Below are 19123 nucleotides of genomic sequence, written 5' to 3' on the forward strand. Positions count from 1 at the left end.
GCGATGCTCGGGCCGGGTCTTATCCGTCGTTAGAGCAGATCAGAACTTAGCCGACAGCTCCAGGCCCCAGGTGCGGGGTGCGTTGAAGTTGGCATAGTCGCCGAGGATGCCGCCATAGTTGGTCGAGGCAACCGTGCCGTTCGGATTGTAGTTGACGACCGGCGACGAGTTCGCAGCCGAGCGACGGTAGATGTAGGTCGTGTCGAGCAGGTTGCGCGCCCAAACCGAAACGGTGACCTTATTATGGTCGTTCACCGCAATGTCGGCCAGTGCGAGGCGACCGTTCATGACGAAGCTTGCGTCGGTCTTGGTCGGCTCGAGCTGGAAGCTATACTGGCTGCTCGAATAGTTGCCGTCGAGGTGCAGGCGAACGCTCGCGTCGCCAACATTGATCGGCACGACATAGTCGATCGCGCCCGATGCGGCATTCTTAGGCGTGTAGACGATGTAGAGCTGCTGCGCCGGAGCGCCCGGGGTCAGCGGGTTCACCGCCGACGGAGCCCGCCAGTAGGTATAGGCATACGAACCGGTCAGCGTCAGTTCCGGGATCGGCTTCACGGTCAGATCGATTTCAACACCACGGATCTTGCTGCTGCCAGCGTTCGTGGTCTGCTCGATATGGGTACCATTGGTCACGCTCTTGCCGTCTGTATCGAAATAATCGAAGTCGAACTGCGTGTTGGTGCGATCCATGATGTAGTTGGCGATGTTCAGGCGCGCACGATGGTTCCAGAAGTCCATCTTTGCGCCGATTTCGTACGACTTGACGGCTTCAGGCCCGAACGCGTTGAACTGGAGCGAACGGTCGTTTGCGCCACCGGCACGGAAGCCGGTCGAATATTTGGCGTAGAAGTGAACGTCGCGGCTGGCATCAAAGGCGATGTTGAACATCGGGTCGAAGCGGCTGATGCTGTTCTTGAACGAGAACGGCGACACCGTACCCGCAGTCACCAGATCGGACCGGTTGTTGACGACGTAGAGCGTGCCGTGGCGATCGTCCTTGGTCCAACGGCCACCGGCGGTGATGTGGAGGACATTGCCCAGGAATTCGGGCGTGTAGGTCAGGTTGCCGAAGACCGAATAGTTGTGGTCGGCAGCCTGGCTGGCGCGCGTGATGAACTGGCAGCTGTTGGCAAACTGCGCAACGGTGGCACCCAGCGTGTTGTTGCACGACGGATCGTACTGCTGATAGCCCGAGTTCGCGCCAGTGATCGCCGAGGCGTTGCCGGGGATCGGGCTGCGGATGGTGTAAGCCGTGCCGTCGCTATTCCACTGGTTGGAGAGCGGGGTCGCCGCATATTCGGTCGCGTGTTCGGTATAGTAATAGGCACCGACGACGTAATCGAACTCAGGGATGCTACCAACCGCCTGGAATTCCTGGCTGAACTGATGCTGGCGCAGGAACGAAAGGCTGTAACGGCTGAACGTGCCGGTCGTGTTGATCGCCGTCGGGTTGGCTGTGTTGGGCACGAACGGCGCGAACGAGCTGCGCTCTGGGCCGCCCGAATTGTCCCACTGGTCCGTGCTGACGCCGCGCCATGCGGTGATCGAGCGCAGCTCCATCCACGGAGCGACCTTGTACTTCAGATTGGCCGAGAAGCCGTGGGTGATATCGACGCTAGGCTGCTGCGGCACGCCAACGTCTGCAACGGTCTGCCGCCCGGGATGCACGCCAACCAGCGGGCCCTTGGGCGCGACGCAGATCTGGCGTCCGGCCGCGGCTTGCACCGGAGTGATGGTGCCGCCGCAGGCCGCGCCGTTGAGCGTCAGAGCACCAGCCGCGTTGTAGGTGCCGACGGCATAGTTGTTCGGGTTGTAGTTGATCAGCTGGCTGTACTGCGGGGTATTTTCGTCCTTCGCATAATCATAAGCGAAGTCGGCCGTGAAGCCGTCAACCGGCTGCCAGCGGGCAGCGGCGCGACCGCCCTTGCGATCATAATAGTTCCAGCCGGTCGAACCCGTGAGCGGATCCTTCACGGTCGGATCCTGATGCTGGTACACGCCGTCGAACTTCAGCGCGATATTGTAGAAGGACGGCAGGTCGAGATGCGCGTCGACATTGTGGCTGCCATAATTGCCGACGCCGCCGGTGATGCGGCCATCGAACACGCCGGTCGGTGCTTTGGAGACCAACGACAGCGCGCCGCCTTCGGTGTTGCGACCGAACAGCGTGCCCTGCGGACCCTTCAGCACTTCGATACGCTCAATGTCGAACAGCGCAGCGTTCAGGCCCTGCGTCTTACCGAGCGCGACACCGTCGATATAGACGCCGACGCCGCCGTCGCGAGCGGTCTGGTTCTGATCGTAAGGGACGATACCGCGAATGCCGATCGTCAGCGCCGACTGGCGTGCTTCGAAGGTTGCAACGCGCAGCGACGGGATCGTGCCGTCGGCCAGGTTGAACAAGCTGAGCACGTGGCGGTCGGTCAGACCCTGCGTGTTGAGCACCGAAATCGAGATCGGCGTCTTCTGGAGGTTGGTTTCGCGCTTGGTCGCGGTAACGACGATGTCACCGAGGCCTTGATCTTCCGGAGTGGCGGTCGCCGCTGGTGCGGTAGCATCGGCGGTCGGCGCGGTCTGCGCGAACGCTGGCGTCGCGCTGATGGCGAGAGCAGCGCCACCCAAGAGGAGCTGCAGGCGGAAGCCCGATCGAACAGTCATTTTGAATCCCCTGAACCTTTGGACTTAGGCGTCCTGGTGCTCCGGGCGGCTACACAGGGTTTGGGTCAAGATTGTTACAGTCAACGTCACTGAAATGGCGCTGAAATGTCACAAAAAATTCACATATCTGGATTGGCGTGGCGAAATCGCATGATAGGCGACCCATTTGGTGGGCGTTGCGTAAAAGTCGCAGTTTGAATTAATTTCCCGGGGCGGTTTGATGTGCCTAGGCGGCCGCGCCTTTGCGCACCCGCCGCTGTGCCGCCCGTACCGACCCGACGATGCGCGACAGGATGAGCTCCTCGATCCCGGCATAGCCCAGGCCGAGATGGGGTGGGCGCACCGCCGCCGCGTCGCCCAGCCGCAGCGTGCCGGTCCGCAGACCGGCACGACCGATTCGGGCCCAGCGCCGCGCGGTTTCCCAGCGAATGAGGCTGCGGCTCTCGCGATCCGGACGATGCTGGGCCAGGAACCGGTCCTGCAAGGCGACCAGCGCCGATCCCACCCGTTCCAACGTCAACCGATCCGGCACCGGTTGCTGGCCCATGACATGCGTGACGATCAAATCGGCCGTCTCCGCCGCCGCTTCGCCAAACGGCTCGACATACACTCCGGTCAAAACGCGGATTGCGGCCTGGCGCATGGCCTGCGCTTGCGTTTGCGACGCGCCGCCGCTGTGGCGACGATAGGTCAGCAATTCATCGTCCAACCGCGCGACGCCGCCAAAGCTGGCGATGCGGTGGTAGAGATCGAAGTCCTCGGCATAGACCATTTCCGGCCGCATAAACGGGTCAAGCTGCCGCGCCGCATCGGTGCGCAGCATAACGGACGACCAGACCAGCGGATTTTCAATCTGCAGCAACCACGCGATGACCGGGGGCGTGGAAAGCGGCGCGAGCGATGACGGGAGAATGGTGCCGTCTTCCAGGACATTTGCGGCGCTGCCGACCAGTACGATCCCCGGATTCGCGTCGAGATACGCGACCTGGCGCTGGAAGCGATCGGGGTGGCAGAGATCATCGTGGTCGAGCGCGGCGATATAGCGCCCGCGTGCCTCGGCAAAGGCTGCGTTGCGGCTCAGCACGACGCGGCGGTTTTTCTGCGACTGGATCAGCCGGATGCGCGGATCGTCGAAGCTGCGGATCACCGCCACAGTGTCGTCGGTGGAGCAATCATCGACGATGATGAGTTCGAAATCGCGAAAGCTCTGCGCCTGCAGCGACGCAATCGTCTCGCCGATAAGCGCCGCGCCATTGTAGGTCGGCATCACGACGCTGACCGTCGGCGCTGGCAGGCGTGGTGTCATGCGACCGCCCGCACCGCGTCGTCCAGCACCTGATCGACGATCATCGCACCGACGTCGTTCTGCCACTGCCACAGGCCATTGGCCTGGCCCGAGAAGCTCGCCTCGCCGCCGAGCTTGCCCCATGGCACGAAGCCGGCTGCCAGCCCGATACCATAGAGTCCGGGGATGGGCGCGCCGCTCGCATCGACGATGCGGCAGTGGCGATCGACCATTGCTGCGCCGTGATCGGCGGCGAGCGCGATGCGAGCGCCCTTCGCATCGTGGATCGGCAGCGCGCGCGGACGATAGCCGAGCGCGGCGATGACGATATCGGCCTCGGCGAGGTGGGCGCGGGTGACGGGATCGTCGTCGCCGGTCACCTGATGAACGGTCAGGCGCGGATCTGGCGTACGCCCATCGATCCGCAACATCCGCAGCACCAGTTCGCGCGCTTCCAGCCGGAATCCGGCGAGACGATAGACAAAGCCGCTGACCGGGCAGATGTCATCGGGGCCGAAATCGGTGAAGCCTTCCGCGCGTGCCGCTTCGGGGGTGGGGTAGAAGGGACGGAGCGGTTCGCGGTGGAGCAGCGTGATCGCGCCTGCGCCGAAGGGGATGCTGGCGGTCTTGAGCAGCAACACGATCGTGGCGATCGCGCTGGTCGATCCGCCGATGATGACGATTTTCGGATTGCGCCGCGTCGACAGCAGATCGGCGATCTTCGCCGGGCCACCCAGCGACAGTGCTTCGTCCGATTGCATCAGGCGATCGCCGACTTCGCTGACCAGCGCGACTCCGCCGACGCGTTGCGTCACAAGCCGGTCGAGCGGTTGATGGCCGCCGGTGGCGATCGCGACCGCGTTGGACAATTGCTCGAATTCCACCCCGTCGCTGCGGCGGCGCAGGCGGCTTGACCACAGGCCGCCGGCCGTGGCGCGCGTCGAGAGAACCTCATGGCCGGTCAGCACGGTGCCGCCATGGCGATGGACCAGCCCATGAAGCCGTTCGCCCGTCGCGCGGACGAAGCGCCCGGCGTCGACCAGCGGCACGCCGAGCGCACCGACATAGCGTGCGACCACGCGCGCGCTCGGATGATCGATCATCGTGGCGAGTTCGGGGTGGGGGCTGTCCTTCACCGCGCTGAGAAAGGTTTCGGCGGTGCTGTCCGACGTAATCGCATAGCGCCCGAGCGTACCCTCGCCGAGCCCGTCATCGCGTTCGGCGATGACCAGGCCGGACGCGGCGAGTTCGGGCAAACGCCCGCGCTTGGCGGCGGCGGTGAGCAAGGCGGTGCCGGCGGGACCGCCACCGACCAGCAGCAATGAAGCGATCGGACGCGCGCGCGGCGTGGCGGGAACGCGCGCTTCCTTGGCAAGGATGCGGTTAAAAGGTCGCCGAGATGGTGCCGATGTCGGCAACGCTCAGCGTGTCGCTGACGGGGAGCGACAGCATCCGCCCCGCAACCGAATCGGCAATGGGGGTCGGCAGGATCATCGCTTCACGCTGGAACAGGGGTTGTTCGCCCAGATGCGGGCTAAAATAGCGGCCGCAGCCAATCCCTTCGGCTTCGAGCGCGGCGCTGATCGCGTCGCGGCGCGGGCCCATGCCTTCCGGCAGCAGGATCGGCATGAACTGGCTGGCGCGGCGTTGCCCCTCCGCCTGCTGAAAGTCGACGCCGACCAAGTGCGTGCGATAGGCCTCTTCCAGCGCTGCGCGGTGGTCGCAGACGGTATCGATCTCGGCCAGTTTCGCGCGCGCCATCACCGCGATCACTTCGGGCAGCTTGGCGTTGAGGCCGGGCAGCGTCGCGTTGCGCCCCGCTTCGAATCCGAAATTGGTCATTGCGCGCAGCCGGTCGATCAGCCGCGCGTCGCCCGAATGGATCAGGCCACCCTCGGCGACGGCGAAGGTCTTGGTCGCGTGCATCGAATGGACCACGGCGAAGGGCGCGTCCGCGCCAAAGCCCTCACCGCTCGCGTCGCGGGTGCCAAGCGAGGCGGCAGCGTCGATTACCACGCCGACGCCGTGCTGGCGCTGGAGCCAGGCATAGCGATCGAGATCGATCGCATTGCCGAAGGTTGCATAAGGCAACAGCACCGCGATCCGGTCGCCATATTCGCGCAGCAGCCGCTCCTCTGCCTCGGCGCTGGCACCCCAGTCGTTCGGATCGATGTCGCAAATGAGCGGCGTCAGGCCGGCCCAGAGCGCCGCTTGTGCCGTCGCGGCAAAGGTGAGGGCGGGCATCAGGGCGTAACGACCCGCAGGCTGATCCCCGGCGGCTTCGCGCAGTGCGATCATCAGACCGAGCGTGGCGTTGCCGACCGCAAGGCTCGCGCCCCGGCCGCCGAACAAGGTCTCGGTCGCCTCCGCTTCGAAGGCGCGCACTTCCGGACCATTATTGCTGAACACGCCAGAGGCCTCGACACGGCGGAGCGCCTCGACATGGGCGCTGAGCTTGGGCGGGTTGGGGGCAATCAAGGGATAGCGCATGCGGGCGGACCTGAATGGTGTGCGACCCGTGGCTTGTGATCCAAAGCCCCCTAAAATCTCGTTACGCTTACCGCGCGCTTGACGATATCGGTGTGGTGCGCGCCGCGATCAGCCTTCGCGCGCCACCGCGAAACCGGCGAAGGACTGGTTGACGGGCATCAGTTCCAGCCGGTTGATGTTGAGGTGCGGCGGCAATTGCGCGACCCACAGCATCGTTTCGGCAATGTCGTCGCCGGTCATCGGGTTGACGCCCCCATACAGCGCGTCGGACGCCGCCTGATTGCCACCGGTGCGCACGACGGTGAATTCGGTTTCGACCATGCCCGGCTCGATCGATGTGACGCGCACGCCCTTGCCGTGGAGGTCGGCGCGCAGTCCGAGGCTGAATTGGCGCACGAACGCCTTGGTCGCGGCATACACATTGCCGCCGGAATAGGGGTAGGTCGCGGCGACCGAAGACAGGTTGATGATCGCGCCCTTGCGCGCGACGAGACCCGGCAGCAGTTTGCGCGTGATGCTGACCAGCGCCGAGACGTTGGTGTCGATCATCGTCTGCCAATCGTCGAGGTTCGCCTCCTGCGCAGGGGCCGTGCCGAGCGCGAGGCCGGCATTGTTGATCAGCAGGTCGATCTCGGCAAAGTCGGCGGGCAGGGAGGCCAAGGCGGCGTCGAGGGCGGCGGCATCGCGAATGTCGAAGGCGAGCGTGTGGACGGCACCCCCCAGCGATTCGGCCAAGGCGGCGAGTCGGTCGGCGCGGCGCCCGGTGGTGACGACGCGCCACCCGGCTGCGACAAACGCCCGTACGGCGGCCTCACCGATGCCGGCAGTTCCACCCGTGATGAAAGCCGTGCGCATCACCATCTCTCCAACGCTGTCTGAGAAAATGGTGCCCGAGGGCGGATTCGAACCACCGACACTGCGATTTTCAGTCGCATGCTCTACCAACTGAGCTACTCGGGCACACCCGAAGTTGCTCGGGGAAGCGGCCTCTTAATCGCGCTCTGGCGTGCTGTCTAGCCCGTCTTGTTCTTCTCCGGGCGGGGTCGACACGGGAAGCGCATAGCCCTCGCCCAGCCATTGCAGCAGATCGCGGTCGCGGCAGCCCTGGCTGCAGAACGGCGCATGCGCGGCCACCGGGTGCTTTCCGCACAAAGGACAGGGTTTGGAACGCGCCATCATGCCACCTCGAAGATCGGGGTCACGCCGGTACGCCGGGCGAGCTCGGCGATCCAGTGCGGATTGGCCTGCAGCACCTTTTGCACCGCGACCGACACGCGGTTGTGCGCCGGAACCGGGGGCGGGGTGCGCTCGATTCGGCGGAGCAGCGCGCGCGCCTGTGCCGCAACGGGATCGGCGCGGAGCAGTTCGGGAAGCGACGCGCGCGGGCGGCGGCGGATGATCTGGACGAAGCCGAAGCCGTTCATCGCGGTGCGCTCGAACGGTTGCGGGATGCCGGCATCGAGCGCGGCATCGACTGCGGCGCGGGCGGCCTTGCCCTGCAGCGTCGGGAAATCCACGCCGATCGAGCCGCCAATATCGAGTCGCACGATTGCGGCGGCGACCGCACGCGCGGCGGCGAGCGCGAGCGGATCGAGCGGGGGATAGCCGTCGACGTCGAACAGCGTCATCGCGGGGGTGGGGCTCATCCGCAGCGCGCCGCCGACCGGGCCGCTGAAGACGATGTCGCCGGTCAGCGCTTCCTCCAGCACCTCCGACCAGCCCGCCGCTTCGAGATGGTCTGGCTCATGCGCGTGGCAGATCCGCACGGGCACGCCGGTCGCGGTGATGCGCTCCAGCAGCGTTGGCCCGGCGCGTTCGGGCCCCTCGGCGGGGGCGCAGCGCGGGAGCTTGGCGCGGCCGGGCTCAGGGATCGCCTCGCGCACCAGCTCGACCATCAGCGCCGCACCCTGGGTGATGCCGGGGGGCGGAGGCGACAGCAACGCCTCGCCGCCAGCGAAGGCGACGCGGCCCTCGCGGCCCTTGACGGTGATCTCGACCAGCCGCGCCGCCAGCACCGCGCCCAGCGCCGGGCCGGGGCGATCGGGGGCGAGTCGCGCTTCCAAGATGGTGCCATGCTCGACCAAGGCGGCGCGCGCTTCGCCGATTCCGGCCTCATAGAGCCATTCAGCCAAGCGCAAGCCCCGCCGCCAGCAACAGCGCGCGCGTTTCGAACAGGGGCAGGCCGATGACGCCCGAATGCGAGCCCGACAGGAAGCGCACGAACGCCTCGGCGCGGCCCTGAATGGCATAGCCCCCGGCCTTGCCCAGCCCCTCGCCGCTGGCGACATACGCGTCAATTTCGGCCGAAGACAAAGGCTTGAAGGCGAGGATCGTGTCCGACAGGCGGTGGCGCACAGTGCCGTCCGCCGCGATGACGCACACCGCGCTCAGGCAATGGTGGCGGCGGCCCGAGAGCATTCCGAGCATCGCGCGGACGGTGGCATCGTCCTCCGCCTTGCCGAGGATGCGGCGGCCAAGCGCGATGGTGGTGTCGCCCGCCAGCACCACTTCGCCCGGCGCACGTTCGACCGCCAGCGCCTTGGCGCGCGCGACCCGCTCGACATAGGCACGCGGCGGCTCGGCCTTGAGCGGCGTCTCGTCGATATCGGGCGCGGCGATGCGGGTGGGCACAACGCCCAGCCGCGCGAGCAGATCGGCGCGGCGCGGGGAGGTGGAGGCGAGGACGAGCGTCAAGAGGTCACCATTCGCCCTGAGCCTGTCGAAGGGCCGCACTTCACACGCGAAGGGGTCGCGTGGGGCAAGCTGGGCTTCGACAGGCTCAGCCCGAACGGAACAACGGGGACACGCACCGGCTCAAGGGCGGGCACGCCGCTCACTTGAAACGATAGGTGATCCGCCCCTTGGTAAGATCATAGGGCGTCAGTTCGACCAGCACTTCGTCGCCGACGAGCACACGGATGCGGTTCTTGCGCATCTTGCCGGCGGTGTGACCGAGAATTTCATGGTCGTTCTCAAGCTTCACGCGGAACATGGCGTTGGGGAGAAGCTCCACCACCTGGCCGCGCATTTCGAGCAGTTCTTCTTTTGCCAAACAAACCTCTGGGGATTTTGGGGGAATTCTTGAAGGGCGCGCCTTAGCCGATGATGCGCCAAAAGGAAAGCCGCGTGCGGCGGGCGGTGGGGGCGGGCGAAATTTCAGGAAGTTCGCCCATGTGCGGCCTAAAAATACGAAAAAGCGCGCGGGCGGGGTGCCCGTTGGGGAAAGCGTAACGGCAATGCGAAAGAGCGGCGCGCCCGCGCGCGGCGGGCGGCGCGGGGGAGAATGCCAGCGCGGGGGCGTGTAGGACAGGGGCTCACACCTCGTCGAAAAAGGCGTGGTCGACGCTGACTTCATAGGTCGTCACCGGGCGCACCACCACGCCCAGCCCGACCTCGCGCAGCAAATCGCACAAGGCCTCGCCATCGATCAGATCGATCGCGGGCGCGCCGTCGCGCGTGGCCTCGCGCCGGGCGTCGGGGGTGAAGGTGCCGGTGGTGATGACCAGCCCCTTGTCGGCGCGGCCCTGCATGGCCCCGCGAAAATCGCGGATGGTGGAGGCACCGACCGAGCCCTTGTAGCGCTTGCACTGGAACAGCACGTGGAAGGAGACGAGGTTGACGCGCAGCACGCCTTGCCCGTCAATGCCGCCATCGCCCGATTTGCCGGTCACCTCGACGCGGGTGAAGCCATGTTCGCGCAGCAAGCGCTGGCACAGCCGCTCGAACGCGGCGGGCTCGATCGACTGGAGTTTGGCGAGCAACAGATCGGACCAGCCGGCGACGGCTTCGTCGGCCTCCTCCTCGGCGGGGTCGAGCACGAGGCTGGACGCCTTGGCCTTGAGCTGCTCCGCGCGCCGCGCCGCCTTGGCCGAACGGATGCGCTGACGCAGCGTTTCGAGCGGCTGATCCACCACCAGCCGACCGGCCTCGGTCAACACCCACACGCCGCGCGAATCGTTGGCGACGAAGCCGGGGAATTTCAGATAGCTGCGCGCCCAGGACATTTTGTCGGTGATGATATTGTCGCCGCTGGTGGGGTAGGTCGCGTCGAGATCGGCCTGGGTGAAGCCGAAGCGATCGATCAGCTTTTCTTCAATTTCCTCAATCGAGGCGGAGCCGCCCAGATCGCGCAGCACTTGCAGCGTGGGGACGTAGAAATCGTCCTTGCGGATGGTGGCGACGTGGGCGGGCTTCATGCTTGCGGATCCTGTTGGGCGGCGCTTTTGCGGGCGACGCGCTTATTGGCTTTTACACCGGCAGTGGCGAGCGGGTTTACCATTTTGGGGTCCAAAGCCCTCGCCACGCTATTCCGGCAAAAAGCCAAGCGAGAAGACCATGGGGCGAAGCTTTTCGGACAGTGCGGCGTAAGCCGCCTTCATCGGTTCGAAGTCGGTCAGCTCGGTATCCTCATACGCCTCTAGCGCGCGGCGGATTTGATACCAGCCAGCGTCGGGGCGGCCGAGCTTGAACTCGTCCCTGATCTTGCGCGGAAACTGCGTCGCGTGGAAACGCCGGAACAGTGTGCGTCCCGCATCAAGCACTGCCTGCGCCTCGGGCGAGAACGTCATGTCCGCCATGTAGCGGACCATAAAATCGGACTCAAACCGCCCTTTCGCGCCGACTTCGCTTTCGGTGAAAGGGATGAAATGGTTGACGACGCTCCAGTCGCGATCGTTCCAGTGCAAGCCATCGGCACCGGCGGTGAGGTTGCTGCCGTTGAACAACATCCAAACGAGGCAGTCGGATTTGAATTCGTCGCTCAGTGGCTTGCTAGGTTGCAAGAATTGGTCGCGATCGTTGAGCCAGGTTGGCTTGATCAAGCGTCGGACGGCAAAAACGATGGCCGAACGATCAAGGTTTGCAGGTAAAACGTATAAACCGCCGCCATTTCTTCCAGTATAAATGGACGATGTAAGGCAGGTCCCAGTGGACGCATTTTGTAGGTCGTTGTTGCCTGCAAACAGGTAGCCCAACGATCCCTCGCATGACAGCTTCCTTCGTGGATTGCGCGAGATCGTCAGGGCATTGGACAGAGGAAGCGCCAACTCGCCTCGAGCTTGGGGAGCAGGTATCCAGGCGTTTAGGAGGGAAGAAGTCGGGCGAGCCACAAACATCTTTTCCCCGACCAACAAGCCATTCCGGTCGAGTGCCAGCGCCGTAACATCGCGAATTGGCTCGCGCTTCGATTGTTCCCAGATAAGGAAGCCGATAGGGAAGTCCCCATTAAGACCATCAAACGCACGGCTATGGACTAGAAAGCCGTCGAGATATTTCGCTTTCCAGACGCTACGAAACAATTCGAAGTTTGGCGCATTTACGTATTTTAATGTACTGAACATCGCAAGAAATGATTCTGATAGCTCTAGCTGGATCCTGATCATGAACTGAACGAATAATTCTTTGCCTGCGTAGCCGAGATTCATCGCCCGCATAATGTTATTGATCCGAGACTTCTCAACGCCGATCTTATTCTCGTCGCCCTTACCAATTCCTGATCCGCTCTCTGCGTAAGGTGGATTGATAAGTAACAGGATCGGCTTTGCGCCCTTCTTTCCCTCGCGTGCATCGGCGATCGCCTGGCGCAGCGCGATCGGCAGCTTGTTCGAAAGGGTGTAGTCGATCTCGCCAAAATCGGTGACGTCGTCGTTTAGATAGTCGTACTGGAAAATCTCCGCCCCCGCGAAAGCCGGGTTGGACTTCATGATTGTCACATCGGCTTGGTCAAGCGTCGACATGAAGACGTTGCGCAGGTTGCTGTGCTTCGCCTCTAAATTGCCGACGCCAGCACACATGTCCCATACCAGATAGCGGTCTTGCCATTTCTCGCCCAATGTAGCGCGCAACTGGTCGTAGGCTTTGTCGACGATGTGCAGCGGGGTATAATAAGCACCCTTGAATTTCTGCTCGTCGAGCGGGAGCAGGCTGTCGCGGCGTTCGAGCAGATAGTGGCGGTGCTTTACCTCGGGCGGGCGGTGATAGATCGCCCAGAAATTGCGATAGCCGCGCTGGCTCGCTAGTTCATATTGCTGACCGTTGAGCAGGAACACCGGATTTTCGCCGCTGAACAACAGCCGCGCGGGCAGGTTGGTCATCGCCTCATTGTGGCCGTCATGCATGATGTCGGCGAAGAACAGCACGGCATAGTCCGACGGATTGACCGTACCGAGTTCGCTGCCGACCATCTCGACCCAGCGATCGAACACCTGGCGAAGATTGTCGGGCGTGATCGGCGTGCGGATGATCCGCCGTTCGCGGATCGCGTCCTTTACCGCTTTGATGAAAGCTGCCTCGTCGTGAGCGATCTCATATTCGACGATGTGAGTCTGGACATAGGGCGCGATCTGCGTGGCAAGCTGACGCCCCGCCGCCGACCCCGATTTGGGCCAAACGATGGTCTTGTCTTCGAGCAACGGCAGCGCGCGTTCGGTTGGCATGATCGCCGCCTTCTCGCGATCAATCACGGCGAGAAAGGCGGGGATAGCTTCGCCGCGCTTCTTCGCCGCGCGCACATAGACGAGCAACTGCCCGAACATGACGATTGGCGGGGTCGGCGCGTCCTTCGCCTCGAACCACACTTCCTCGGTCTGGATGTCCACCAATCCCTTGGAATAGGATTTCAGGCCGAGCGCCTTGATGTAGGCGTCCTTGACGTCCTCTTCGGTTCGCGTGCGCGCAAGGGCGTTTGCGAGGCTCATCGCCTTGGTTCCCAATAGTGGATGCGTCCTTCTTCACGGACAGATTGAGAATGAACGCCGCTGGTGTGGTTGATGAGTGCCTTGCTGATGGTCCGTCCCCTGTCGGATCACGATGCGACAAGCGCTTGTGGGTGCGCAAGAAAAAAGGCTGAGAGGGCCAGCGCCGCGGCAAAGCCGCGTCGTCGGTCGGATCGGGCGGGGAGCCCGCCCGTCCGCCGGCCGGGCTTGCGCGGATCCGCGGCTAACGGCTGCGCCGTTAGCCTTGGGCGCTACGCCGGATTATGCTCCTTCAGAAACGCTTCCATCGCCTTCAAAAACTCCAGCCGGTCGGCCTGGCGGGTGAAGTGGTGATCGCCCAGCGGTTGCTCGATATAGATATAGGGCTTGCCCGCCGCCTTCAGCTTCGCCGCCATGTCGCGCGATTGCTTGACGGGGACGACGGTGTCCTTCTTGCCGTGCATGATCAGGATCGGCATCGAGAATTGCGCCGCGCCGTACAGCGGGGAAACGGCCTTCAGATCGGGGGCCTGTTCGCGCAGATAATCCTTGTTGCGCCCGCCATTGAGGAAGCTGCCGTCATAGCGCAGCATCGCGGGCATATCCGACACACCGGCAAAGGAGATCGCGCAGCGATACACCGCGCCATCGCGCTGCGCCCCGCGAAACGCGGCATAGCCGCCATAGGAGCCGCCGACGATGCAGACGCGCTTGGCATCGGCCAGGCCGCTATCCGCCGCCCATTTGACCGCGTCGGTCAAATCGTCCTGCATGGCGAGGCCCCATTGCCCGCGCCCCTTTTTGGTGAAGGCGGTGCCATAGCCTGACGATCCGCGATAATTGGGTTGCAGCACGGCATAACCACGGCTGGCGAGGAATTGCGTCCACCAGTCCCAGCTTTCGTCATCGCGCGCGAACGGGCCGCCATGCGGCAGCAGGATCAGCGGCAGGTTCTTAGGGTCCTTGCCGCGCGGCAAGGTGAGCACGGCGGAGATTTCGAGGCCGTCGCGTGCCTTATATTTCACCGTGCGCACCGGGCCATAGCCCTTCAGCCCGAGCGCTTCATTGACCATCGCCATCATGTGCATCACGCCTTCGGCCTGGCGATAGACATAATAGGCGCCGGGGCGATCGGGCCCGCCGACATGGACGATCAGCACCTGGAAATCCTTGCTCCACGACACGATCCGCGCGGTGCGGGTGCCGACGGCGGCATCGAGCTTGGTCTGGATGTCGGCGAGCGCGGGGTCGATCCAGTGCGTGCGCGGGCGCGTGTCGGTATAGCGCACGCCGACCAGGCGCGTGCCGCTGTCGTCGGTGATGATGCCGTCAATATCATAACCGGGCACGCCAAACAGTTTCGGGCCGGTCTTGAGCGTGGCGAGATCGAGCGGATAGAGCGCGGTCACGTCATCGGCATCGCTGATCGACAGCGCCTTGCCGGGTTCGGGCAGGAACATCGCGGGGGTGTTGCCGAGATCGGCATCCTTGCCCTTTGCCTTGACGAGCGTGCGGAAGGGCTGGGCGGCGCTGTCGCGGTAGAGCAAGCGGTAGGAGCGCGCGTCATCGTCATAAGCGAGGCCCGAGCGCACCGTGCCGGTGCCATCGGCATACCAGTCCATGACGGTGTCGCGCGGCGGCTGCACCTGCACGCTGTGGCCGTTGGTGACATCGAAATCGCGCACTTCGGGCCAGAAGCCTGCGGCATCGCGGTAGATCGAGGTCTGCAGCGCGAGGCGGATGTGCGGGCTGCCATCGCGCGCGATCCACAGGATGTCATCGGCCCCCTGCGCGGCGACATCCTTGCCGAGCACGTTGATTTTCTTGCCATCGGCGCTGATGCCGATCGTGCGGCGCAGATACCAGCTGTCCCCTTCGACCGGGGCGGTGGTACCGATCGTGGCGACGAGCCAGTCATTATTGACCCAGGCCCAGCTGTTGAGATCATTGGGGCCGGGGTTGATCATCACCGGGTTGCTCGCGCCGTCGAGCCGGATGATGGCGAAGCGTTGCTCGCCCTTGATCGCCATTCTCAGCGCGACGCGCGTGCCATCGGGCGACAAAGCGGGCGCTTGCAGAAAGGGGAGCGTGGCAAAGGCTTCGGCGGGGAGCGGCGCGGCGGTGGCCGCAGTGGGGTCGGCAACCGGCGCTGCCCCCTGCGCATGGACGACGCCAGCGGATATCGCGCTCGCGAGCGCCAGCGCGTGCCAGTAACGGTATAGGATCACGGTGATTTCCCTCCCCCAGAGATGCCGCCAAGCTTTATTGCCGATGCGCGCGCTGACAAGGGGGATGACAAGAAAAAATGCGGTTATTGTATGAAAACGACCAGCCGTTGCAAAATGTGTGATTGCGGCGCAGTCTTTTTGTACCTGTCGTGACGATTCAAAGACTCTGCAGCGATGGATACGGCGTGCGCCACGGGGAATGGTGCATAAAAGCCTGAAATATATCTCTACTGTAGAAGCCATCCTGTTATTGATAAAAAGGGTATATTGTGTCAGTTTAAAGTTGCGTTCTACGAAAAGACATGGAGAGGGGATGGTGATGCGGGACGATCGATTAGGTCCAATCCCTATCGTCGTACGCGGGATAGGGGATATTGTGCGAAGGGCCGCGGTGGGGGGACTTGCCGTGTCGCTGGCCGGGTGCGCCACCGTAAGCGGATTTCCAAAATCGGCGTTCGATACTACGCAAGTCAATGCCGAGATTGCGCCGTATCTGCTGGCGGCAAAGGTCACCGCTTATGACTCCTGTCAGGCCAAGAAAGCGTGCCGCAATGATATTATCGACGCGCGGCTACGCGCGATCGACCTGCGTTTTGGCGAATATGAGCGCAATCTTTACAAGGAGGGCGTCGGTTTTGGCGTCGGAACCGACTGGATCGCGCTTGCGCTGAACGGGGTCGGCTCGGTGAGCGCGGCATCGAAGGCGCTGTCGGCGGCCTCCGCCGGGGTGCTGGGCGCGCGCGCCTCGTTCGAGAAGCAGGCGCTGTACAATATGACTATGCCCGCGATGCTGGCGCAAATGGTCGCGAAACGCCGCGAAGTGCTGGCCCGCATCCGCGAGGGCGAATCGCAGGATGCCGCCGCATATTCGCTGTTCCGCGCGCTCAACGACATCGATGACTATGCTTTCGCTGGTACGCTTCCCGGGGCGATCACCGAAATTTCCAATCATGCGGGCGTGCAGGCGACGCAGGCAAATGCCGACATCAAGGCGATCCAGATCGTCGCGCCGGTCGCCCAGGATTTGCAGGACCGCCGGGAAAAGATCGCGACCCTGCTGAAGGCCGCGACGCCCGCGCAACTCGGACTGTTGCAGCGGGTGTCGGGTGGGGAGCCGAGCGATGCCGATCCGCTGATCAACGCGCTGAACCTGCTTGATTCGGCACGAACGACGGAGAAACTCGACACCTTTTGCCAACGTTTCACGGTGTCGATCGGAGGGCCCTGCTAATGGCGATTGTTCAAAAGGCGTGCGACGGCAACCAGCCGCTCAGCTATCTGCAAACGGTGGTGCAGCAGGAGGAGGGCATTTACGGCCCGCTCTCCGGGCTGATGGCGCAGGCCCCCAATAATGTGATGACCTTGCAGATCGGCGCGAGCCCTGCCGTCGGCAAGCGCGCCGTGCTGGACGTGTATAGCGGCCATCCGCCCGAGAAAGACGGCCATGTGCTGATTTGCGTGGCCAACTGCCTGGTGAACGCGGCGATGCAGAGCGTCGCCGCCTACCGACCGACCTGATCGGCGGCATGTCGTTTGGCGCGGCGGTCGATGGGAGGGGCCGCCGCGCCGTGAACCTCATCCTGACGCCGCCAAAGCCGCGAGCAGCAGCAGCGCGACGATATTGGTGATCTTGATCATCGGGTTCACCGCCGGGCCTGCGGTGTCCTTATACGGGTCGCCCACCGTGTCGCCGGTGACGGCGGCCTTGTGGGCTTCGCTGCCCTTGCCGCCGTGATGGCCGTCTTCGATATATTTCTTGGCATTGTCCCACGCGCCACCGCCCGACGTCATCGAAATCGCGACGAACAGGCCCGAGACGATCACGCCCAGCAGCATCGCGCCCAGCGCCGCAAAGCCCTCGGCCTGGCCCGCGACCGCAGTGATGACGAAATAGACCAGGATCGGGGATAGCACCGGCAGCAGCGACGGGATGATCATTTCCCGGATCGCGGCCTTGGTGACCAGATCGACCGTGCGGGCATAATTGGGGCGGCTGGTGCCCGCCATGATGCCGGGATTGTCGCGGAACTGCGCGCGCACTTCTTCCACCACCGCGCCCGCCGCGCGGCCGACCGCGGTCATCCCCATCGCGCCGAACAGATAGGGGAGCAGCGCGCCGAGCAGCAGCCCGACGATGACATAGGGGTTGGAGAGCTGGAAATTGACCGTGAGATCGGGGAAATCGCGGCCCAGGTCCGAGGTATAGGCGTTGAACAGCACGAGCGCGGCGAGCGCGGCCGAGCCGATCGCATAGCCCTTGGTCACCGCCTTGGTGGTGTTGCCGACCGCGTCCAGCGCATCGGTGCGGTGGCGCACATCATCGGGCAGGCCCGCCATTTCGGCGATGCCGCCGGCATTGTCGGTGACCGGGCCATAGGCATCGAGCGCGACCACCATCCCGGCCTGCGCCAGCATCGCAGTGGCGGCAAAGGCGATGCCGATCACCCCCGCCAGCTGATACGCCGCGATCACCGCGATGACGATGACGAGCGTGGGCAGAGCGGTCGATTCGAGGCTGATCGCCAGGCCCTGGATCACGTTGGTGCCGTGGCCGGTTTCCGAGGCCTTGGCGATGCTGCGCACCGGGCGGAAGTTGGTGCCGGTATAATATTCGGTGATCCACACCAACAGCCCGGTGACGGCGAGGCCGATCATCATCGACCAGAACAGCTTCATGCCGGTGAAGGTGCCGACATCGCCGAGAAAGGCGTTGCCGCCGATCGGCGCGGTCATGTCGCCCAGCGTATATTGCGTGGCGAAATAGATAGCGGGGATCGACAGCAGCACGCTGACCCAAAAGCCCTTGTACAGCGCGCCCATGATCGAACCGCTGCTGCCCAGCCGCACGAAGAAGGTGCCGATGATGGAGGTGAGGATGCACACCCCGCCGACGATGAGCGGCAGCGTCATCACTTGCAGCAGATGATCGGCATTTTTGAGCGCGAGCGCGACCGAGATCATCGTCACGCCGATCGTCACCACATAGGTTTCGAACAGATCGGCGGCCATGCCTGCGCAATCGCCGACATTGTCGCCGACATTGTCGGCGATGGTGGCGGGGTTGCGGGGGTCGTCCTCGGGGATGCCCGCCTCCACCTTGCCGACCAGATCGGCGCCGACATCGGCAGCCTTGGTGAAGATGCCGCCACCGAGGCGCGCGAAGATCGAGATGAGCGACGCGCCGAACGCCAAAGCCGTCAGCGCCTTGACCACCACGGGGCCGCCCGCGCCGACGCCGTTCGCCCCCGCCAGATACCAGAAGGTGCCCGAAATCGCGAGCAGGCCCAGCCCTGCCACCAGCAAGCCGGTGACCGCGCCCGAGCGGAACGCCATCGTCAGCCCGCCTTGCAGCGACGTGCGCGCGGCTTCCGCCGTGCGGACATTGGCGCGCACCGAGATGTTCATGCCGACATAGCCCGCCACGCCCGACAGCACCGCGCCGAGCGCGAAGCTGATGGCGGAGACGGGGCCGCGCATTCCGTCGAGGAACACCCACACCAAAGCGAGCACGATCAGGCCGACAATGGCGATGGTGCGGTACTGGCGGCCGAGATAGGCTTTGGCGCCTTCCTGAATGGCGGCGGCGATGTCCTGCATCTTTTCGTTGCCGGGCGGCGCGCGGAGGACCTGGGCGCTGGTGATGATGCCGTAAGCGACGGCAATCAGCCCACAGATGATGGCGGCATAGACGATCGTCATGCGTATCCTTTCCCTGGCTTGTCGGTGGGATGGTCACACGATGCGTGCCCCCACGCTTGTCCCGTCAG

At 64.1% G+C, this 19123-nt stretch carries 13 protein-coding genes, 1 tRNA gene and 1 pseudogene; 2 read left to right on the plus strand and 13 right to left on the minus strand.

Features of this window, described 5'->3' with window-relative positions:
- Nucleotides 1-39: 39 nt before the first annotated feature.
- The 12 genes and pseudogenes from H4W01_RS02750 to H4W01_RS02805 all read right to left on the minus strand — a co-directional run bounded on the left by H4W01_RS02750 (nucleotide 40) and on the right by H4W01_RS02805 (nucleotide 15356).
- Complete coding sequence (locus H4W01_RS02750; RefSeq protein WP_010407217.1) at nucleotides 40-2661, minus strand: TonB-dependent receptor; 2622 nt, start codon at nucleotides 2659-2661, stop codon at nucleotides 40-42.
- Nucleotides 2662-2887: 226 nt separating this feature from the next.
- Nucleotides 2888-3967, minus strand: coding sequence for a glycosyltransferase family 2 protein (locus H4W01_RS02755; RefSeq protein ID WP_334685124.1), 1080 nt, complete (start codon nucleotides 3965-3967; stop codon nucleotides 2888-2890).
- Nucleotides 3964-6436, minus strand: a pseudogene (locus tag H4W01_RS22970) (DegT/DnrJ/EryC1/StrS family aminotransferase). Before H4W01_RS22970 ends, H4W01_RS02755 begins: the two are co-directional and overlap by 4 nt.
- A gap of 108 nt (nucleotides 6437-6544) precedes the next feature.
- Entirely contained in the window at nucleotides 6545-7291 is a 747-nt protein-coding gene (locus H4W01_RS02765; protein WP_209609810.1) for an SDR family NAD(P)-dependent oxidoreductase, read from the minus strand.
- A gap of 29 nt (nucleotides 7292-7320) precedes the next feature.
- Nucleotides 7321-7396 (minus strand) — tRNA-Phe (locus H4W01_RS02770).
- 30 nt (nucleotides 7397-7426) lie between these two features.
- Entirely contained in the window at nucleotides 7427-7612 is a 186-nt protein-coding gene (locus H4W01_RS02775) for a DNA gyrase inhibitor YacG (RefSeq protein WP_209613219.1), read from the minus strand.
- On the minus strand, nucleotides 7612-8568 hold the full coding sequence (locus H4W01_RS02780; RefSeq protein WP_209609811.1) for a ribonuclease: 957 nt from the start codon (nucleotides 8566-8568) through the stop codon (nucleotides 7612-7614). The genes H4W01_RS02775 and H4W01_RS02780 overlap by 1 nt, the downstream gene beginning before the upstream one ends.
- Complete coding sequence (locus H4W01_RS02785) at nucleotides 8561-9130, minus strand: Maf family protein (RefSeq protein WP_209609812.1); 570 nt, start codon at nucleotides 9128-9130, stop codon at nucleotides 8561-8563. The genes H4W01_RS02780 and H4W01_RS02785 overlap by 8 nt, the downstream gene beginning before the upstream one ends.
- Nucleotides 9131-9269: 139 nt before the next feature.
- A complete protein-coding gene (infA, locus tag H4W01_RS02790) occupies nucleotides 9270-9488 on the minus strand; it encodes a translation initiation factor IF-1 (protein WP_010162480.1) in 219 nt (72 codons plus the stop codon).
- Nucleotides 9489-9750: 262 nt separating this feature from the next.
- A complete protein-coding gene (locus H4W01_RS02795) occupies nucleotides 9751-10632 on the minus strand; it encodes a restriction endonuclease (protein WP_209609813.1) in 882 nt (293 codons plus the stop codon).
- A 108-nt stretch (nucleotides 10633-10740) separates the two neighbouring features.
- On the minus strand, nucleotides 10741-13131 hold the full coding sequence (locus H4W01_RS02800) for a hypothetical protein (protein WP_209609814.1): 2391 nt from the start codon (nucleotides 13129-13131) through the stop codon (nucleotides 10741-10743).
- A 269-nt stretch (nucleotides 13132-13400) separates the two neighbouring features.
- A complete protein-coding gene (locus H4W01_RS02805; protein WP_209609815.1) occupies nucleotides 13401-15356 on the minus strand; it encodes an alpha/beta hydrolase family protein in 1956 nt (651 codons plus the stop codon).
- Between the two features lie 199 nt (nucleotides 15357-15555).
- On the opposite strand from H4W01_RS02805, the gene H4W01_RS02810 reads away from it, so the two are divergent.
- Complete coding sequence (locus H4W01_RS02810) at nucleotides 15556-16587, plus strand: hypothetical protein (protein ID WP_209609816.1); 1032 nt, start codon at nucleotides 15556-15558, stop codon at nucleotides 16585-16587.
- Nucleotides 16587-16874 (plus strand): hypothetical protein, encoded by a 288-nt coding sequence (locus tag H4W01_RS02815; protein WP_209609817.1) that lies wholly within the window; start codon nucleotides 16587-16589, stop codon nucleotides 16872-16874. The genes H4W01_RS02810 and H4W01_RS02815 overlap by 1 nt, the downstream gene beginning before the upstream one ends.
- A gap of 57 nt (nucleotides 16875-16931) precedes the next feature.
- Here H4W01_RS02815 and H4W01_RS02820 read toward each other — a convergent pair whose 3' ends face one another.
- A complete protein-coding gene (locus tag H4W01_RS02820) occupies nucleotides 16932-19055 on the minus strand; it encodes a sodium-translocating pyrophosphatase (RefSeq protein ID WP_209609818.1) in 2124 nt (707 codons plus the stop codon).
- Between the last annotated feature and the right edge of the window lie 68 nt (nucleotides 19056-19123).

It is taken from the genome of Sphingomonas sp. PL20, from assembly GCF_017875905.1.
GTDB lineage: Bacteria > Pseudomonadota > Alphaproteobacteria > Sphingomonadales > Sphingomonadaceae > Sphingomonas > Sphingomonas echinoides.